This is a genomic window from Oligella urethralis DSM 7531, assembly GCF_000372065.1.
GTDB lineage: Bacteria > Pseudomonadota > Gammaproteobacteria > Burkholderiales > Burkholderiaceae_B > Oligella > Oligella urethralis.
This window is the reverse complement of record NZ_AQVB01000018.1, coordinates 1-17,159: the sequence shown is the minus strand read 5'-3', so window position 1 is coordinate 17,159 and position 17,159 is coordinate 1. Positions and strand designations below refer to the sequence as shown.

General features: G+C 48.3%; 14 protein-coding genes and 1 pseudogene. 12 read left to right on the top strand and 3 right to left on the bottom strand.

Features of this window, described 5'->3' with window-relative positions:
• Positions 1–15 precede the first annotated feature (15 nt).
• Positions 16–2,751: a DNA polymerase I gene (gene polA / locus A3GA_RS0109475; RefSeq protein ID WP_018027167.1), complete on the bottom strand. Its 2,736-nt coding sequence runs from the start codon at positions 2,749–2,751 to the stop codon at positions 16–18.
• Here polA and A3GA_RS0109470 point away from each other — a divergent pair.
• A complete protein-coding gene (locus A3GA_RS0109470; protein WP_018027166.1) occupies positions 2,750–3,517 on the top strand; it encodes an LOG family protein in 768 nt (255 codons plus the stop codon). The genes polA and A3GA_RS0109470 overlap by 2 nt on opposite strands.
• A 21-nt stretch (positions 3,518–3,538) precedes the next feature.
• Here A3GA_RS0109470 and A3GA_RS0109465 read toward each other — a convergent pair whose 3' ends face one another.
• Positions 3,539–3,976 carry a hypothetical protein gene (locus A3GA_RS0109465; protein WP_147285939.1) on the bottom strand — a complete coding sequence of 146 codons (438 nt, stop codon included), beginning with the start codon at positions 3,974–3,976 and terminating at the stop codon, positions 3,539–3,541.
• 191 nt (positions 3,977–4,167) lie between these two features.
• Here A3GA_RS0109465 and leuS point away from each other — a divergent pair, with 191 nt between their 5' ends.
• The 11 genes from leuS (at position 4,168) to A3GA_RS11865 (ending at position 16,811) form a co-directional block, all read left to right on the top strand.
• The gene (leuS, locus tag A3GA_RS0109460) at positions 4,168–6,831 is read left to right on the top strand and encodes a leucine--tRNA ligase (protein WP_018027164.1); all 2,664 of its coding nucleotides are present in this window, start codon (positions 4,168–4,170) and stop codon (positions 6,829–6,831) included.
• 2 nt (positions 6,832–6,833) lie between these two features.
• A complete protein-coding gene (locus A3GA_RS0109455; protein ID WP_018027163.1) occupies positions 6,834–7,409 on the top strand; it encodes an LPS-assembly lipoprotein LptE in 576 nt (191 codons plus the stop codon).
• A complete protein-coding gene (holA, locus tag A3GA_RS0109450; RefSeq protein ID WP_018027162.1) occupies positions 7,409–8,443 on the top strand; it encodes a DNA polymerase III subunit delta in 1,035 nt (344 codons plus the stop codon). The genes A3GA_RS0109455 and holA overlap by 1 nt, the downstream gene beginning before the upstream one ends.
• Positions 8,444–8,488: 45 nt before the next feature.
• On the top strand, positions 8,489–9,805 hold the full coding sequence (locus tag A3GA_RS0109445; RefSeq protein WP_040614246.1) for a glutamate-5-semialdehyde dehydrogenase: 1,317 nt from the start codon (positions 8,489–8,491) through the stop codon (positions 9,803–9,805).
• 35 nt (positions 9,806–9,840) lie between these two features.
• A complete protein-coding gene (locus tag A3GA_RS0109440) occupies positions 9,841–10,260 on the top strand; it encodes a CopD family protein (RefSeq protein ID WP_018027160.1) in 420 nt (139 codons plus the stop codon).
• Between the two features lie 18 nt (positions 10,261–10,278).
• Entirely contained in the window at positions 10,279–11,925 is a 1,647-nt protein-coding gene (locus A3GA_RS0109435; RefSeq protein WP_018027159.1) for a THUMP domain-containing class I SAM-dependent RNA methyltransferase, read from the top strand.
• Positions 11,926–11,940: 15 nt separating this feature from the next.
• Positions 11,941–12,480: an RDD family protein gene (locus A3GA_RS0109430; protein ID WP_018027158.1), complete on the top strand. Its 540-nt coding sequence runs from the start codon at positions 11,941–11,943 to the stop codon at positions 12,478–12,480.
• 101 nt (positions 12,481–12,581) lie between these two features.
• Positions 12,582–13,943: an AMP-binding protein gene (locus tag A3GA_RS0109425; RefSeq protein WP_018027157.1), complete on the top strand. Its 1,362-nt coding sequence runs from the start codon at positions 12,582–12,584 to the stop codon at positions 13,941–13,943.
• 26 nt (positions 13,944–13,969) lie between these two features.
• Positions 13,970–14,491 carry a gamma carbonic anhydrase family protein gene (locus tag A3GA_RS0109420; protein ID WP_018027156.1) on the top strand — a complete coding sequence of 174 codons (522 nt, stop codon included), beginning with the start codon at positions 13,970–13,972 and terminating at the stop codon, positions 14,489–14,491.
• A 136-nt stretch (positions 14,492–14,627) separates the two neighbouring features.
• Positions 14,628–15,551, top strand: coding sequence for an Hsp33 family molecular chaperone HslO (gene hslO, locus A3GA_RS0109415; RefSeq protein WP_018027155.1), 924 nt, complete (start codon positions 14,628–14,630; stop codon positions 15,549–15,551).
• Positions 15,552–15,773: 222 nt separating this feature from the next.
• Positions 15,774–16,811, top strand: coding sequence for a TadE/TadG family type IV pilus assembly protein (locus A3GA_RS11865; protein ID WP_018027154.1), 1,038 nt, complete (start codon positions 15,774–15,776; stop codon positions 16,809–16,811).
• 156 nt (positions 16,812–16,967) lie between these two features.
• On the opposite strand, the pseudogene A3GA_RS11570 reads toward A3GA_RS11865, so the two are convergent.
• Positions 16,968–17,159: pseudogene (locus A3GA_RS11570) on the bottom strand (zinc ribbon domain-containing protein); the annotation flags it as partial.

Below are 17,159 nucleotides of genomic sequence, written 5' to 3'. Positions count from 1 at the left end.
TCAACTGCCTGCCATTTACTCGGCATCACGCCAATTTTCACCCACCGCCACTTCAGCGATCAAAGGTACGCTGAGTTCAGCCACACCACTCATTAATTCGGGCAAGGCTTGACGCATTAAGTCTTTTTCAGCTTCGGGTACTTCCAAGACAAGTTCATCATGCACCTGCATGATCATTAAGCTCTTAAGCTTTTTCTCATCAATAAATTTTTGTACGGCAACCATTGCCATTTTAATTAAATCGGCCGCCGTGCCCTGCATTGGCGCATTAATGGCTTGACGCTCAGCATTGGCTCGACGGGGTCCCTTGGCGCCCTGAATTTCTTTAAACCAGAGACGTCGACCAAAAACGGTTTCTACATAACCCTGCTCCAACGCTTCTTGTTTAATGCGCTCCATATAATCAGCAACGCCTGGATAGCGCGCAAAATAACGATCAATATAAAGCTTCGCTGCATCTCGACTAATATCCAACGTTTTAGCCAAACCAAATACGCCCATACCATATATCAACCCAAAGTTAATTGCTTTAGCTGAGCGACGCTGATCGGCAGTCACCTCATCGATACTAGCTAGCGAGAAAATCTCCGCTGCCGTACTGCGGTGAATATCTTGACCCTCCGCAAAGGCTTTGCGTAAGCCCTCGTCGCCAGAAATATGTGCCATCACGCGCAATTCGATTTGTGAATAATCCGCCGCCATTATCACCTTGCCCGGTTCTGCAATAAAAGCCCTGCGAATACGACGCCCTTCCTCGCTACGTACCGGAATATTTTGTAGATTTGGATCCGATGAGGAGAGACGTCCCGTTACCACGGAAGCTTGGGAATAACTCGTATGTACCCGTCCGGTCGCCGGCCAAATCATGGCGGGTAGCTTATCAGTATAAGTAGACTTCAATTTAGCAAGGCTACGATATTCAAGAATAAGTTTAGGGAGAGGATAGTCCTCGGCTAAGCGGTTAAGCGTTTCCTCATCGGTTGAGGGAGCACCCTTGGGTGTTTTTTTAATGACTGGCAAAGCCATTTTCTCGAAGAAAATCTCGCCCAGTTGCCGTGGTGAATTCAGATTAAAGGCTTCCCCCACCATCGCATGCGCTTCTTGTTCCAATTCATCAAGACGCTCAGCAAAGGCACGGCTTTGTTCATTTAAGGATTTTTCATCAACCCTAACCCCATTACGCTCAATCGTGGTCAACACCGGGGAAACCTGCATTTCCAGCTCATAAATACGCTTAAAACCTGGCTCCGCCTCAATTAAGGGCAGCATCACCTGCATTAACTGTAAGGTTACATCTGCATCTTCACAGGCGTATTCGGCGGCCTTTTCGATCGCTACCTGATCAAAGCTAATGGCTGAGGCGCCCTTGCCACAAATCTGCTCATAGCTGATGCCACTGCGCCCTAAGTAACGCTGCATCAGCTCCTCCATGCCGACTCGCTTCGAGGAATCCAGCACATAGCCCATCAGCATGGTGTCATGCTGAATACCGCCTAATCGTACACCCTCATTTGCTAACACATGGGTGTCAAATTTGGCATTTTGCAACACCTTTTTAGCTTGCTCACTTTCTAGCCAAGGGCGCAGCTGCTCTAACACCCGTGCTTTACTCAGTTGCTGCTGTTGCTCGTCCAACACCGAGCTTTGATGCCCGACCGGAATATACCAGGCCTGACCCGGCTTAACTGACATGGATAAGCCAACCAAGCGGGCAGCCATTGAGTAAAGACCATCGGTTTCCGTGTCCAAAGCCACTATCTCAGCCTGCTGAAGCACAGCAAGCAAATCCTTTAGTTGTGCTTCAGTGGTGACGGTTTGATAGTCAATCACTGCTGGTGCTGCAGGCACCACATCAGCCTCAACCCTCGCATCCTGCGCCGGAATCGCTTCTGGATCACCAGTTAATTCACGTAACCAGGTGCGGAAACCGTATTTTTGAAAAATATCAATTAAAGTGGCTTTGTCCTGCGCCAAGGGACGGAGATCGTCCGGCGTATCAATGGCCTCCGGTAAATCGCAATCATCTTTAATCGTGACCAAGCGGCGCGTCATTTCAAAGGTGGGAATAAACTCACGCAAATTTTGGCCTACCACCCCCTTGATGTTATCGGCATGTGCGATGATACTATCCAAGGTACCGTATTCCTCAAGCCATTTAACAGCGGTTTTAGGACCTACCTTAGGTACCCCAGGGATATTATCTGAGGTGTCCCCCATCAACATTAAATAGTCAATGATCTGCTCCGGCTTGACACCATAACGCGCCTTGACTCCCTCAATATCCATCACCTGATTACTCATGGTATCAATTAAGGTGACGTGCTCATTCACTAGTTGCGCCATGTCCTTATCACTGGTGGAGATAATCGATTCAATGCCGTTATCCGTGGCTTTTTTGGCGAGGGTAGCAATCACATCGTCGGCCTCAACCCCCTCGAGCGCAATCACCGTCCAACCCATGGCACGGATGGCGTCGTGAATCGGTTTTATCTGAGAACGTAAATCATCGGGCATGGGTGGCCGATTACCTTTATACTCTTTATAGATATCGTCTCTAAAGGTTTTACCCTTAGCATCGAAGACGCAAGCCATATAATCAGGGTTATAATCTTGATTTATCTTGCGCATCATATTCATGACGCCGTAGATTGCCCCGGTGGGCTCACCCAGGGCATTCCGTAGGTTCGGCATCGCAAAAAATGCGCGATATAAATAGCTTGAGCCATCAACAAGTAATAAGGTTTTTTTCATGTCCATCAATAAAGAAAATTTAACTGTAGACTCCGATCTTACAGTAGAAGATAAGGCTGAAAACGCTAAACAAGTCAGTCGCACGGAAATGAAGCAAGTCGAAGCTTCAAAAGCTGATACGGTCAATGGTCAGGTAGCTGAAATTTCTCAGGAGCTGGCGACCGCAGCACAACACCTACTGCATATCAATAAGGCCGTGAGTATTTTCGGCAGTGCACGCACAGCAAAAGACTCTTTGTACTATAACAAAACCATTGAGATCAGTAAATTGCTCGCTCAAGCGGGCTTCAGCATCATTTCTGGTGGTGGCCCGGGGGTGATGGAAGCGGCCAATAAGGGCTGTTTTGAAGCGGGTGGCCACAGCATCGGTCTCAATATCAAACTGCCGCATGAGCAGCATGATAACGTTTACCAGTCCGAAAGTCTTTATTTTAAATACTTTGTTTCCCGCAAAACCACCTTCTTTATGAATAGCGCAGCCTATATTATGATGCCGGGTGGCTTTGGTACCATGGATGAGGTATTTGAGACCTTAACCCTAATACAAACAGGCAAAGCGCATCGTGCGCCCATCGTTTTTGTAGGCAGTGAGTTCTGGCGCGGCCTTGTGGATTGGATTAAACAGCAACTACTGGCTAATGGCTACATCTCTGCACCTGATTTAGATTTATTTATTATTGAAGATGAGCCGGAGAAAATTGTCGCCTATATAGAAGACAGGTATGAAACATACTGCCAAAGTACGATCTGCTTTGGCTTACGCTAAGACCCATTCAGCAGGTGCTTGTTAGGGCGCCTCCTCAGGCTCATTCTTAGCATTCGGATCCAGATTCAGTGGACCGCTCAGATTATCACGCTGGGCGGCGGCTGAATTATCAGGGTGCGTGCTACCCTGGCGCGCAATGTCCTCCTGCTCTTGTACCGGTGGACGACAAATCAAATGCACCGATTGAGCCTGTATCCCCTGGCTGCGTAGCGCAGCTTTCAAGGCTTCGCTAACATAGCGTTCACGCCGCACCTCAACAGCGACCACCTCCCCCTCATACTTGGCACAGGCCTCACGTAAACCCTGCTCGCACACCGTCGCATCAGCCTCAACGCAAGTAAGCTCAAAATGCACATCACCCTCGGTATACATGGGCTTGGTCTTGCAAGCAGTCAGCGCCAAAGCCATCAGAGCACAAAGGGTAAAGCGATAAAAATGTGCGGAACGTTGAAGAGTCATAGCCAGTATTATTGATTATTCACACCCCGGATAAAGAACCGTAAAAAAGCCAATCAAGGGTATAATGAAGTATTTACTTAGGCTGATTAAGCATGCAATCAGCGCTAGCAGGAAAAGCAGCCTCAATTATAACTGCTTTTTTCAGCTAAGAAACGCTAACTTTGATCACTATTCTCTCTAGAAGTCTATCTATGCAAGAACATTACCATGCTTCTGCTGTTGAAAAAGAAGCACAGACCATTTGGCAAGAACACGATGTCTACCGTGTGGTAGAGGGCACCAAAAACGCCGCCGGCGAAGAAAAACCTAAATTCTATGCTTGCTCCATGTTGCCCTATCCTAGTGGTAAGCTCCACATGGGTCATGTTAGGAACTACACCATCAATGACGTCATGGCACGCCAACTCAGAATGCGCGGCTATAACGTCTTGATGCCGATGGGCTGGGACGCTTTTGGTATGCCTGCGGAAAATGCCGCCATCAAATCCAAGGTACCGCCTGCAAAATGGACTTACGATAATATTGCCTATATGAAAAAGCAGATGCAGTCCATGGGCTTAGCCATTGACTGGTCTCGTGAAATGTGTGCTTGCGATCCAGAATACTATCGCTGGAACCAATGGCTTTTTCTTAAAATGTTGGAAAAAGGCATTGCCTACCGTAAAACCCAAGTGGTTAACTGGGATCCTGTCGATCAAACCGTCTTAGCGAATGAGCAGGTGGTTGATGGTCGCGGTTGGCGCTCTGGAGCCTTAGTTGAAAAGCGTGAGATTCCCGGCTATTACTTAAAAATCACTGATTACGCCGAGGAGCTACTGGATTACACCAAAAACCACTTAGACGGCTGGCCTGAGCGGGTCCGTTTGATGCAGGAAAACTGGATTGGTCGCAGTGAGGGCGTGCGTTTTGCCTTTACTCATGACATTCGTGATGGCGCTAATCAGTTGATTCAAGACGGCCGTCTGTACGTCTTTACGACGCGTATTGATACCATTATGGGGGTGACTTTCTGCGCCGTGGCACCAGAGCACCCATTGGCGGTTGAAGCGGCGCGACGTGATGACAAGGTTGCCGCGTTTATTAAAGAAGCAATTAAAGGTGGCACCAGCGAAGCAGATTTAGCGACCAAAGAAAAAGAAGGTGTGCCTACCGGTCTCTATGTCACTCACCCTATTACCGGCGACAACATTGAGGTCTGGGTTGGTAACTATGTCTTAATGAGCTATGGTGACGGCGCTGTTATGGCCGTACCGGGGCACGATGAGCGTGACTTTGCCTTTGCACTGAAGTACCAACTACCGATTGTGCAAGTCATTGATATTGAGGGCCGCGCCTATTCGACGACACAATGGCAGGACTGGTATGCGGACAAAGAAGGGGCCAAGCTGATCAATTCCGGCGAATACAACGGTCTCAGCATTAGTGAAGCAGTCGATAAAATCGCCGACTTGATGGTAGCCAAGCAATTGGGTGAGAAAAAAGTCACTTGGCGCATTCGTGATTGGGGTATTTCCCGCCAACGTTATTGGGGCACCCCTATTCCTATTATTCACTGCCCTAGTTGCGGTCCAGTACCAGTGCCTGAAAAGGATCTACCAGTGGTATTACCGGAGCATCTTATTCCCGATGGTAGTGGTAACCCCTTAAATAAATGTGAGGAGTTCCTGCAGGTAACGTGCCCTTGTTGTGGCGCAGATGCCAAGCGTGAAACTGACACCATGGACACCTTTGTGGACTCTTCGTGGTACTTTATGCGCTATGCCTCCGCTGCCAATCACGAAGCCATGGTAGATGAGCGCAATAATTACTGGATGCCGATGGATCAGTATATCGGCGGGATTGAGCATGCGGTGATGCACCTGCTTTATGCACGCTTCTGGACCAAAGTGATGCGCGACATGGGTCTCTTAGCGTATGACGAACCATTTGTTAAATTGTTGTGCCAAGGAATGGTACTCAACCATATATATTCACGCCGCAATGCACTTGGTGGCATTGAGTATTTTGCCCCTTCCGAGGTGGACAATATCTTAGATGCCAAGGGTAATATCATTGGTGCCAAATTAAAAAGTGATGGCTCCGAGATCAGCTACGACGGTATCGGCACCATGTCCAAATCCAAAAACAATGGTATTGATCCACAACACTTAATTGATACCATGGGGGCAGACACAGCACGTTTATTTGTGATGTTTGCGAGCCCACCGGAGCAAACACTTGAGTGGTCTGGAAGTGGCGTGGACGGCTCCAACCGCTTTTTACGTCGCCTTTGGAATTATTGCTACAAGCACCAAGATGAGATTCGACAGGCTCAAGATAACATCGACTGGGCGGCTCAAGAGGAGCTGGCGCAAGCCATCAAAGACTTACGTCTTGAGACTTACTCACTCTTAAAGCAAGCGGATTATGACTATAGCCGAATTCAGTACAATACTGTCGTCTCGGCGAATATGAAGTTGTTAAATGCATTAGAAGCGGCGCAATTGCCAGCAGGTGAGTTGGCGCAGCACGCAATTCGTGAATCGGTATCAATTCTTTTACGTATGCTCTATCCGGTGGTGCCACATATTACTTGGCATCTCTGGCGCGCCCTGGGTTTTGCCGAGACTTATGGTGATTTACTGGATGCACCATGGCCAGTCGTGGATGAAGCGGCACTAGTGGCTGATGAAATCGAGTTAGTGCTACAGATTAATGGTAAATTACGCGGTTCCATGATGGTGCCTAATGACGCCGATCAAGCGCTGATTGAACAAACAGCACGTGAACATGAGGCGGTTGAGCGCTTCCTTGAGGGGCGTCCGATTAAGCGGGTCATTGTGGTGCCGGGACGATTAGTGAACGTGGTAGGATAAGCATGAGTTATCAGCGATTGAGCGCTGCTAGAGCTCAAGCTTTAGCACCCACCGTTAAGCAAGCGGCTGCTTTTTTAGTACTCCTGATGTTGGTGGTGAGTCTGGCAGCATGCGGCTTTAAGCTGCGTGGCGCTACGCCCCTGCCCTTTACTAGTTTATATACCAACATCAATAGCCAGAGCTCTTTTGGCAGCCAGATTATTCGTGGTATCCGTGCCAACTCACCGCATACCCGAATTGTCGACACGGCCGAAGAGTCCGAAGTACGATTATTACAACTTAATAATCGCCGTACTCGCAAAGAGGTATCACTGACGGTAGACGGTAAGGTAGAGGAATACGAATTAGGCCTCTACATCAGCTTTACCCTAGTTGATAGTGCTGGGAATAGCTTATTAGAGCCAACCACCCTCTCCAGTCTACGTTTATTACCCTATGATGAGGATAATGCCGACGCCAAAGCGGCTGAGATGCAACAACTTTATGCCGATATGGAGCGTAATATCGCTAATTCTATTTTGCAACGAATTACCTCAGATGAGGTAATTCAGCGTTATCAAGCATTACACACGCATTAATGGCCAAGTTTAATCCTGCTACCATCAATCTGCAAGCAGCGCCGGCACCGCTCTATTGTGTGGCCGGTGATGAGCTGCTGTTAAGAATTGAAAGCGTCGATACACTCCGGCATTGGGCGCAACAGCATGATTACAGCGAACGTAGTTCGCTTAGCCTTAGCGCCACCGACGATTGGGGTGTGATTGAGGAGTTTACCCAAAGCCTGTCACTATTTGCGCAACGTAAAATTCTGGAGCTCGTCATCCCCACCGGTAAGCCCGGCACCAAAGGCGCTCAGGCCTTAATACGTTTAGCCGAGGAAGTCAGGCAAGGACGCTTGGTGGATACGGTGGTCATTATCAGCTTACCGAAATTAGATTTTCAGACGACAAAAGCAAAATGGTGGCAAAGCCTTTCCGCCGCAGCTGAGGTTTATGAATTACCGATTATTCAACGAGAGCAACTCCCGGCTTGGATTAGCGAGCGTTTAAAACGCCAACAGCAAAGCGTAGACAGAGAAACGCTAGCGTGGATTGTGGATCGTGTGGAGGGCAATCTCTTTGCCGCTCATCAGGAAATCATCAAACTCGGTCTGATGTATCCCGAGGGTGACATTAGCTTTGAAGCGATTCAACAATCGATTCAAGATGTGGCACGTTTTGATGTGATGTCACTCAGTAGTGCCATGCTGCAGGGGGATGCCACTCGCACCCGACGGATTATTGAGGGTTTGGCGGCCGAAGGTGAAGCCCTGCCTTTGATCCTCGGTTTTATGATGACAGATATTCGTCATCTATATCACTTAGCCGTGGCTCGTTCCAAGGGCTTAAACCCGTCAAGCCAACTACGCTCACTCTATCTACGCCCACCCAAATCAAACTTGATTTTACAGGCACTAGAACGTTTAAGCTTAATGCAGCTGATGGGCTTGATTCAACATGCACATGATGTGGATCGCATTTTAAAGGGTATCCCGGTGGAGGGGCGCTTAAACGATCCCTGGCAAGAGCTGCTGCGGCTTGCTCTAAAAATCGTTAATCCTCAAGCGGTATAGCCATTTTTATCATTATATTTTAAATTTCAACTACTTAATCGCCTTATGAACACTCAGTCTACTCACTCCTCCGACTTGTCCATACAGGACTATTTGCGCCAATTAGGTAAACAAGCGCGTGAAGCATCACGCAGTCTGATGCGTCTCAGTGATCAAAAAAAATCAGCGGCATTGCTAAGCTTAGCCGATTTGATTAATGATAATAAGGCCTTTTTATTAGCTGAAAATGCTAAGGACGTGGCCAAAGCCAAAGCCAATCAACTCGAGGCTGCTTTATTAGATCGCTTAACCCTAACTGAAAAATACCTTGATATTATGCAAACGGGTTTGCGTCAAATCGCCGCTATGCCTAATCCAGTAGGCTCACTGTCAGCCACCACGGTACGTCCAAACGGCATGCGGGTAGCGCAAATGCGTGTGCCCATCGGCGTCATCGGCATTATTTATGAATCGCGCCCTAATGTCACGGTTGATGCGGCGGCACTCTGTCTAAAGTCTGGTAATGCTTGTATTTTACGAGGCGGCAGTGAAGCCTTTTACTCTAATCAGGCCTTTGCTAAGTTAATTGCTCAAAGCCTTAAAGCTAATGATCTGCCGGAGTATGCGGTGCAAGTAGTAGCGACTACCGATAGGGCTGCCGTGGGTGAATTAATTCGTCTCAGCGAATACGTCGATGTGATTATTCCACGCGGCGGTAAATCCCTCTTAGCGCGCTTGGCTGCAGAAGCCAAGGTGCCGATGATTATGCACCTGGACGGTAATTGCCATATGTATTTGGATCAGTATGCTAATCATCAGATGGCGATTGATTTGGCTTTTCATGCTAAAACACATCGCTATGGTATCTGTGGCGCCTTAGAAACATTATTAATTGATGAAAGTATTGCGGCAGCGATTTTGCCCGAACTAGCTCGAAAGTTTCAAGCGCATGGGGATGAGATGCGAGTTTGTCCACAAAGTAAAGCAATCTTGGTAGCTGCGGGCTTGCAATCGAATGAGCAAGCAGCCATCAAGGATGCTACTGAAGAAGATTGGGCCACGGAGTTCCTCGGTCCAATTATTGCGATTCGCATCGTTCAATCGATTGATGAAGCCATTGAGCATATCAGCCAATACGGTTCCGGTCATACCGAGTCAATTATTACTGACAATCTGCAGCGTGCCGAACATTTCCAGTTAGCCGTTGATTCCAGCTCGGTTTACGTCAATTTACCGACGGTATTTGCGGATGGTTTCGAATACGGTTTAGGCGCTGAAATCGGCATTTCCACCAATCGCTTACATGCACGTGGCCCCGTCGGGCTAGAGGGGCTGACTACCTACAAGTGGGTATTAAATGGCAATGGTCAACAGCGTGGCTAAGCTCAAATTCATGTTCAATTATTAAGGAAAGACTCATGGCTTATCTCTGGTATAAGGTGTTACACATCGTTTTCTTTGCTTCATGGTTTGCTGGCTTATTTTATCTGCCACGCATCTATGTCAACTTGGCTACCCAAACACCCGGCTCCGAGGGCTACACCCTGCTTTTGGGCATGGCAAAACGTCTGTTACGCTTTATGAGCATCATTGCTGTGGTCAATCTGATATTCGGTGTGTTGCTCATTAGTGTTATCGGCATGAAGCATGGCTGGTTGCATTTCAAATTACTGTTGGTGTTTTTTGTTTTTGTTTACCATTACTATTGCTATGTGATTTATCAACGCTTTGCGACGCAAAGCAATCAACAAACGCATCGCTTTTATCGCTGGTTCAATGAGATTCCTGTGATTTTAATGCTGGCGATTGTGTACTTAGTTATTTTCAAACCTTTTTAGTGGCGGGTAAATTAGCCTATGTCAACACATGATTCTTCCAAAAGAAGCACCCTATCACTTAACCCCGATGCTAAAAAGGGTACCACCGCAGCTCGTAAAGCGGCTCGTCAGCGTACCGGACCACGCGCTCGTCGTTTAGAACAGGCGGCGTACGAACAGGGTCAAGGCAAGATTTCTGCACGCACCCTCGCACGCACTGGGGTCAGTCCGGAAAAATTAAAAACGGATAAAAATCTTGCCTACCGTCTTTCAAAACATGGCATGACGGAGCAACGCCTAGCCAAACAAGCAGCCGCCAAAGAAGCGCATCGCCCCCAGCGTCAGCCAGCCGATGTGCCCACCAGCGCATGGAACCCGCAACGTAAGAGCGATGATGAAGGAGCGCTGCGCCGCCGTGAAGCCCGAGGCGTCAGTAACCAGCGTCGTATGCTTAGTGAGAGCCGTCCCACTACGCCGCGCCTAGACCCGAGACCGGGTCGTCCAGCCCCACAAGGCATTAACTATCAAGCCGAGTCACCAGAGCTTGTAGCCACTGCCTTTGCGACTTGCCCTCAGGGTTTAGAAGAAGCATTAAGCAAGGAACTACAGCATTTAGGCTTTAAGGAGATTAGCGCGGGCCGCTCTGGCGTTTATTTCCAATGCGATTGGTTGGGTATGATGAAGGCTAATTTATACAGTCGTTTAGCCACCCGCATTTTATTGCAAGTAGCGCAAGCAGAAGTCCAGCATGAAGAGGATATTTATGCCTTGGCACTGCGCACGCCTTGGGAGCACTTCTTTGGCCCTGAACACACCTTAAGAGTGGATACCTCAGCCATACGGAGCCCGATGCAAAGCCTACACTTTTGCAACCTAAAAGCAAAAGATGGTATTGTCGATCGCATTCGTGAAAAAGAAGGCGCTCGCCCCTCCATTGATACCGTCAGACCAGATGCCAAGGTGCATCTATTTCTCTATCGCAATCAAGCCACCCTCTATTTAGACACCTCCGGTGAATCGCTCTTCAAGCGCGGTTGGCGCCTCGATAAGGGCTCGGCACCACTACGCGAAAACCTCGCTGCCGGCATGTTAGCACTCTCTGGTTGGGAACCTGGACAAGCACTGCTAGACCCCTTTTGCGGTAGTGGCACCATCTTAATTGAGGCCGCTTGGTGGGCACAAAACGTACCGCCTGGTTTGCATCGTCCGTTTCAGTTTATGCGCCTACGCAATCACAACCGACCGCTGTGGCATGAATTACGAGATGCGGCCTTTAGCCAGATTAAACCGAGCCTGGATACACCATTGTATGGCTCGGACATTTCCCCTGAGGCGATTGAAGCAGTACGTGCCAATATGGAAAGAGCGAATCTCAACCCTAATACCATTAAGTTGCAAGTCGCTAATGCATTAACCATTGAGGCCCCTTGCCCAAGCGGCGTAATTATCACCAACCCACCCTATGGGGAGCGTCTAGAAAGTGGTCAAGATGATATTTGGCTGCCTTTTTCTGGCCGCTTAAAGCAACAGTTTGACGGCTGGCGAGTCAATATTATTAGCAGTGATTTGGAGCTGCCTAAGAAGTTACGCCTCAAAGCGCAACGCCGTATCCCGCTCTACAATGGTAATTTAGAAACTCGCATGTTTGTGTTTGAGATGGTGCGCGAGAGTTTTCGCGATCAATAAATTAAGCATAGCCCTATGACTGAAAACAAGCTAAGTCCACACGCTGATGTAACTGTTACGACCGCAACAACCGATCGTTATCCTCGACGTTTAAAGCTCTTTGCCAGCATGATGTATGAAGGCATGTTGCTCTTTGGTTTAATTTTTGTGGGCGCCTATATTTTCGATACACTGACTCAAAGCCATGAAGCAGAACGCTTAATGTGGCAACGACAATTAGCCCTCTTTCTATTACTCGGCGCATACTTTTTACTTTCTTGGTTCAAACGTGGGCAAACGGTGGCAATGAAGGCTTGGGGGATTGTACTGCATAATAAACGACAGCCACGCCTTACTTGGCTTCAAGCCATTGCTCGTTATGTCCTCATGTGGGTGTTACCCTTAAGCGGGGCCTTTATAGTGCAACAGATCGCGCTGGCGGTGGGTTGGAATTCGATTAGCATGTTTATTATTTTCTGCCCCTTTTTAAACTTAGTGCCGACCCTCTTTCGCCGGGATCGTCAAATGTTGCACGACGTATTGGTCGGCACTGAGCTGATAAATAATAAAAAATAGCTACTAGCTAAAAATTCTAAAAATGTTAAAATTAGAAGTAATATTGCAAAAATCTGTGTATTTCGTAGGCTTTTTATCGCATTTACTTCACTTCTTATACCATGACTGATCAATATCAAGACCTATACCAGTCGTACCGATGGTTGGTGCCTGAGCAATTCAATATTGCCGATTACTGTTGCCACCGTTGGGCTATTAACCCCCAAGAAGTGCGTCATCAAGCTGCCATTTACTTTGAAGACCAAGTGGGTCAATTGACGATGTATTCCTATCGTCAACTTTCCGAGCGTGTCAATAAATTAGCCAATGGCTTAGTGCGCATGGGTGTGCAGCCCCAAGACCGTATTATTATCAGCTTACAGCATTCTGCTGATAGTGCGGTAGCGGTGCTTGCTGCCTTCACTGTCGGAGCGATTGCGGTACCACTAACTGCTGGCTTGAGTAGCTATCAATACGCCCCTCGTGTCATCGATAGTCAGGCTAAAGTAGCCATTATCGATAAGCATACCTTGGCACCCTTTATGGCGTCCTTGGATAATCACACCCTGGTTAAGCAAATTATCGGCGTCGACACCGAGGACGATCGTCTGATTTCGCTTGAGACCTTATTGGCACGTCAGCCGAGCCAATTCAATCGGATTAATACACTTGCCGATAGCCCAGCCATGATGGTCTATCCCCAACCCGAACCCAGTCCGGAGCCTTTGGATCGTAAGATCAAACATGAGATTCCCTTTGATCCAAATCTCAAAGCCACCATCTTAAGTCATCGCGCCTTAATCGGTGCGCTGCCCGGCTTTGTTGCTTCACAAAACTGGTTCCCTCAGGAAAATGATATTTTCTGGTCCTCCTATGATTGGAATAGCGGCCTCGGCCTAATCAATGCCTTATTGCCCGCCTTATACTTCGGCCATTCGATTGTGGGTTGCCCTAGCGGTCGCACCATACCCCGTCTCTTTACCCTACTAGAGCATTATCAAGTGACTAATATCCTCACCACAGCGGAGGAATTAGAGCGCATTCGTGATTATGATGAGACCTTGCCTGCCTTTGATTTAGCCATTCGCTGCATTGCCATTCCCGATCATGAAAAAACCACAAGCTTAAATGCGTGGGTTAAGCGGCGTTTTAATGCCACGCTAAATGGTATCTACTCGGATGTGGCTTTTGTTTATCTGGCAGGCGACAGTGCCGAAAAATGGCCTGATCGTGAAAACAGCATGGGCCATATCTACCCCGGTCGTCGCTTCAGTATCATTGATGATGAGGGGATGCCGGTTGCCGTCGGGACCAAGGGAGTATTAGCGGTCGCTGCGATTGATTATCATGGCCACGATGATCCCGGTCTTGCCACGCATTATTGGCAACAAGCGCAAATTCACGAAATTGAGACAGTAGACGGCTGGTATAGCACCGGCATTGCCGCTTACCAAGACGAAGACGGCTATATTTTTAGAGTGTAGCCATTCTATTTCACTGAGGAGAGCAAATGGCCATCTATGAATTAGGCGATCTTAGACCAAGCATTGATCCCAGTGCCTTTGTGTTTGAGGGAGCGATTTTAATCGGTCAAGTGACGCTCAAAGCGAATGTCAGCATTTGGCCAGGGGTAGTGATCCGGGCTGATAATGACAGCATCATTATTGATGAGAACTCCAATGTGCAAGAAGGGTCAGTGCTGCATATTGATCGCGGCACCCCACTCTATATTGGCAAAAACGTCACCGTAGGTCATAAGGTGATGCTGCATGGCTGTACCATCGGTGACGGTAGTCTCATTGGCATGAGTGCGACGATTTTAAATCATGCGGTTATCGGCAAAAACTGTATTATCGGTGCCGGTGCCTTGATTCCTGAGGGTAAAATCATCCCGGATAATTCGGTTGTCGTTGGCGTAGCCAAGATTGTGCGCGAGGTCACTGCAGAGGATCTGGCGCGTAGTCACGAAGGTACGCGTCATTATGTAGAGCAAGGCAATAACTATCGTGAAAAGTTGAAACGCATTGATTAGTGCAGCCTCTAACACACAGTCCCAGCCATTCCCTTGCCCTTGAAAAAAAGCACGATAGCCACATATAGTGCTTTTAGCCCTTTTATAAGCGTATTGTATCTATCTGTTTTTCGCTATACAGCATTAGCCCTATTCTATGAGTGATTTATTAAAAAAGTATCTATTTGCCGATCGCAGTTTGCGTATTCAAACCGCCAATCTTCAACAGACTTGGCAAGATGCTCGTCAGCATCAACAACACCCTAAGGTGATTGAAAAGCTCTTAGGTGAGCTTTGTGCCGCTGCAGTTTTATTGGCTTCAAATATTAAGTTTGAGGGTAGCCTGGTATTGCAACTGCAGGGCGATGGTCCGATTGCACTGATTGTGGTTGAATGCGGCTCCGATTTGCGCTTACGAGCGACGGTCAAGTTGCGTCAAGAATATGCCATTAAAGAAAATGCCACTTTTCAAGAATTACTGAACCCTAATCGTAGTGGTCGTTTTGTGGTAATTTTAGATCTTAAAGACCGCCAAGAGGGTCAACAAGCTTATCAAGGCATTGTCGATTTACAGGGTAATAGCGTTGCCGAAGTCTTGGAAAACTACATGCGTAGCTCCGAGCAATTAGAAACCTATATACGCCTTGCTGCCGATGATAACAAAGCTAGCGGCATCCTATTACAGCGCTTAGCTAGTAGTGGTGGCATCAGTATTGATAAAGAAAAGGCGGCGGAAAACTGGGAAAAAGCAGGTCATTTTATGCAGACCGTCAGCAGCCAAGAGCAATTAATGCTTGACGAGGATGAATTAGTGCATCGCTTATTCTGGGAAGATCAACTGATCAAAACGGATGCTGACCAGCCCATCCAATGGTACTGTAGTTGCAGCCGACAAAAGGTAGCCGATATGCTTCATATGCTAGGGATTACTGAGGTCGAGTCGATTTTAGAAGAGCGCGGCGCAGTTGACGTGAACTGCGATTACTGTGGCAAGCCCTATCACTTTGATGCCATTGAATGCGCTCAGCTCTTTATTGATAAAGATAAATTAGCGGCACACAGCAGTCCTACCACGCATTAAGTCATCAAGGCATTTTATCCCTTCTAGGCGGTGCTCGCAGAATTGCTCCAGCACCGCACGGCAACTAGGGCCGCTAGGCTTTGAGTGAGGCCCTATAGAGCAACGCCTGTCCTCGCCGCTTTTGTTCAATTAGCCATAAAAGCGCGATGGCACATCGTGCGAAGCACATAATACGTAGTCTTGTGTATTGTTGCTGCACATCGATTAAGGCATACTTTTTTTATGAAAAAATATGCCTTAGCCTCCTCCACGCTCCGCTCTCAGCAAGGTGCTGCCGTGATTGAGTTTTTAGTCACGGCCGTACCCATCCTGCTACTGGGATTAGGTGCCACTGAAACAACTCGCTGGTATATGCATAAGCAGCATGTACGGCTTGCGCTACTTGAAGCACAACGGGTTGCTGCGGTATCGCATGCCAAACCGGAACGTATCATAGCTAGCTTTGAAGAGGGTTTAAAGCCCTTATTTGCACCAGCAGGTCGACACGCCAGTATTGAAGCGCGTCGCGATGATTACTTAGCTGAAGTAAGTCGCAACAGCGGCACCTCGCCCTGGCGCATCACCATTACCTCACCCACCACAGCACATTTTAAGGATTTCAGTCAGGCCGACTTGGCGATTGCCCGCAGTACTGGTTTTGCCGCCATTAATAATAATTACCAAGCCGAGCAACATCAAGCCAAACCACGCGGTCTTAACTCCCAAGAAAGTATTTTTGAAGCCAATATTCTCAGCGTGGATCTCATCTATCCCTATAAGCCCCTTGTGCCAGGTGTCGCTACCCTGATGAAGTTACTCCAGCGTAGTGATTCAGCACTTCAGCAAAGCTATCAAGATGCTGGTTATTTGGCAATGGCGCTAAGCGCTCATATCGGCATGCAGTCACACCCCGTACTATGGCCTAATAGTCCAGATGCTAAAGTGATTTGGCAGCATCAGCTGGCTGCAAATGAGCGCTTAATTAGCTCCACAACGGATAGCTTGCAGCCAATCAGCAACTGTAACGGTATTTGGTGTCCATTATCCTCTAGCCAAAAGGCGTCTGGCGCAACAGCTGCTAGCGCGCCAAACAGCAGTGGCGGTGCGCACGGTAGCTATCCTGAGCGGCCCGATTATCAAGCTCCTGGTGGCGGACAAGTGGCAACGGAGGACAGATCAATCAAGCCAAGTGATAACTCAGCCATGCTCGGCGATAGCTCCGGCAGCGGTAGCAGTCAGCTTGATGATCCGCTTTGCGGCACTAGTCTATGCTGCGTTTAATTGCTACGACAGCATAACGCATGCGCATCAAGCCTAAGCTAACGATTAGCATCGTTCTGTCAATTTCACGCTGAAGCATGCCACTTGCTGATGCACGATGATTGACATCCTCCCCGGCCTGAAGGCCGGAGATTCCTACGGCGCTCAGGTGCGGCATTAAGCCGCACCTGAATCGCTTCGGTGGGTTCCTGCTGCTGGCGGCATGGCTGCACCGCTCACTTCACAGGCGAACCGGGCGTGTCCCGCCCTTAGAACATTGATCGCGCCGACGAGATCGGCGTTTTCCTCGAAACCGCATTCCACGCACTCGAACCGGGCTTGCGTCTGGCGGTTCTCAGCCGACACATG

Coding starts and splice junctions, on each gene's coding strand:
- A3GA_RS0109445 (WP_040614246.1), top strand. CDS start 8,489: ATGAACACTCAGTCTACTCACTCCTCCGACTTGTCCATACAGGACTAT.
- A3GA_RS0109455 (WP_018027163.1), top strand. CDS start 6,834: ATGAGTTATCAGCGATTGAGCGCTGCTAGAGCTCAAGCTTTAGCACCC.
- A3GA_RS0109470 (WP_018027166.1), top strand. CDS start 2,750: ATGTCCATCAATAAAGAAAATTTAACTGTAGACTCCGATCTTACAGTA.
- polA (WP_018027167.1), bottom strand. CDS start 2,751: ATGAAAAAAACCTTATTACTTGTTGATGGCTCAAGCTATTTATATCGC.
- hslO (WP_018027155.1), top strand. CDS start 14,628: ATGAGTGATTTATTAAAAAAGTATCTATTTGCCGATCGCAGTTTGCGT.
- A3GA_RS0109420 (WP_018027156.1), top strand. CDS start 13,970: ATGGCCATCTATGAATTAGGCGATCTTAGACCAAGCATTGATCCCAGT.
- A3GA_RS0109465 (WP_147285939.1), bottom strand. CDS start 3,976: ATGACTCTTCAACGTTCCGCACATTTTTATCGCTTTACCCTTTGTGCT.
- A3GA_RS11865 (WP_018027154.1), top strand. CDS start 15,774: ATGAAAAAATATGCCTTAGCCTCCTCCACGCTCCGCTCTCAGCAAGGT.
- A3GA_RS0109435 (WP_018027159.1), top strand. CDS start 10,279: ATGTCAACACATGATTCTTCCAAAAGAAGCACCCTATCACTTAACCCC.
- holA (WP_018027162.1), top strand. CDS start 7,409: ATGGCCAAGTTTAATCCTGCTACCATCAATCTGCAAGCAGCGCCGGCA.
- leuS (WP_018027164.1), top strand. CDS start 4,168: ATGCAAGAACATTACCATGCTTCTGCTGTTGAAAAAGAAGCACAGACC.
- A3GA_RS0109425 (WP_018027157.1), top strand. CDS start 12,582: ATGACTGATCAATATCAAGACCTATACCAGTCGTACCGATGGTTGGTG.
- A3GA_RS0109430 (WP_018027158.1), top strand. CDS start 11,941: ATGACTGAAAACAAGCTAAGTCCACACGCTGATGTAACTGTTACGACC.
- A3GA_RS0109440 (WP_018027160.1), top strand. CDS start 9,841: ATGGCTTATCTCTGGTATAAGGTGTTACACATCGTTTTCTTTGCTTCA.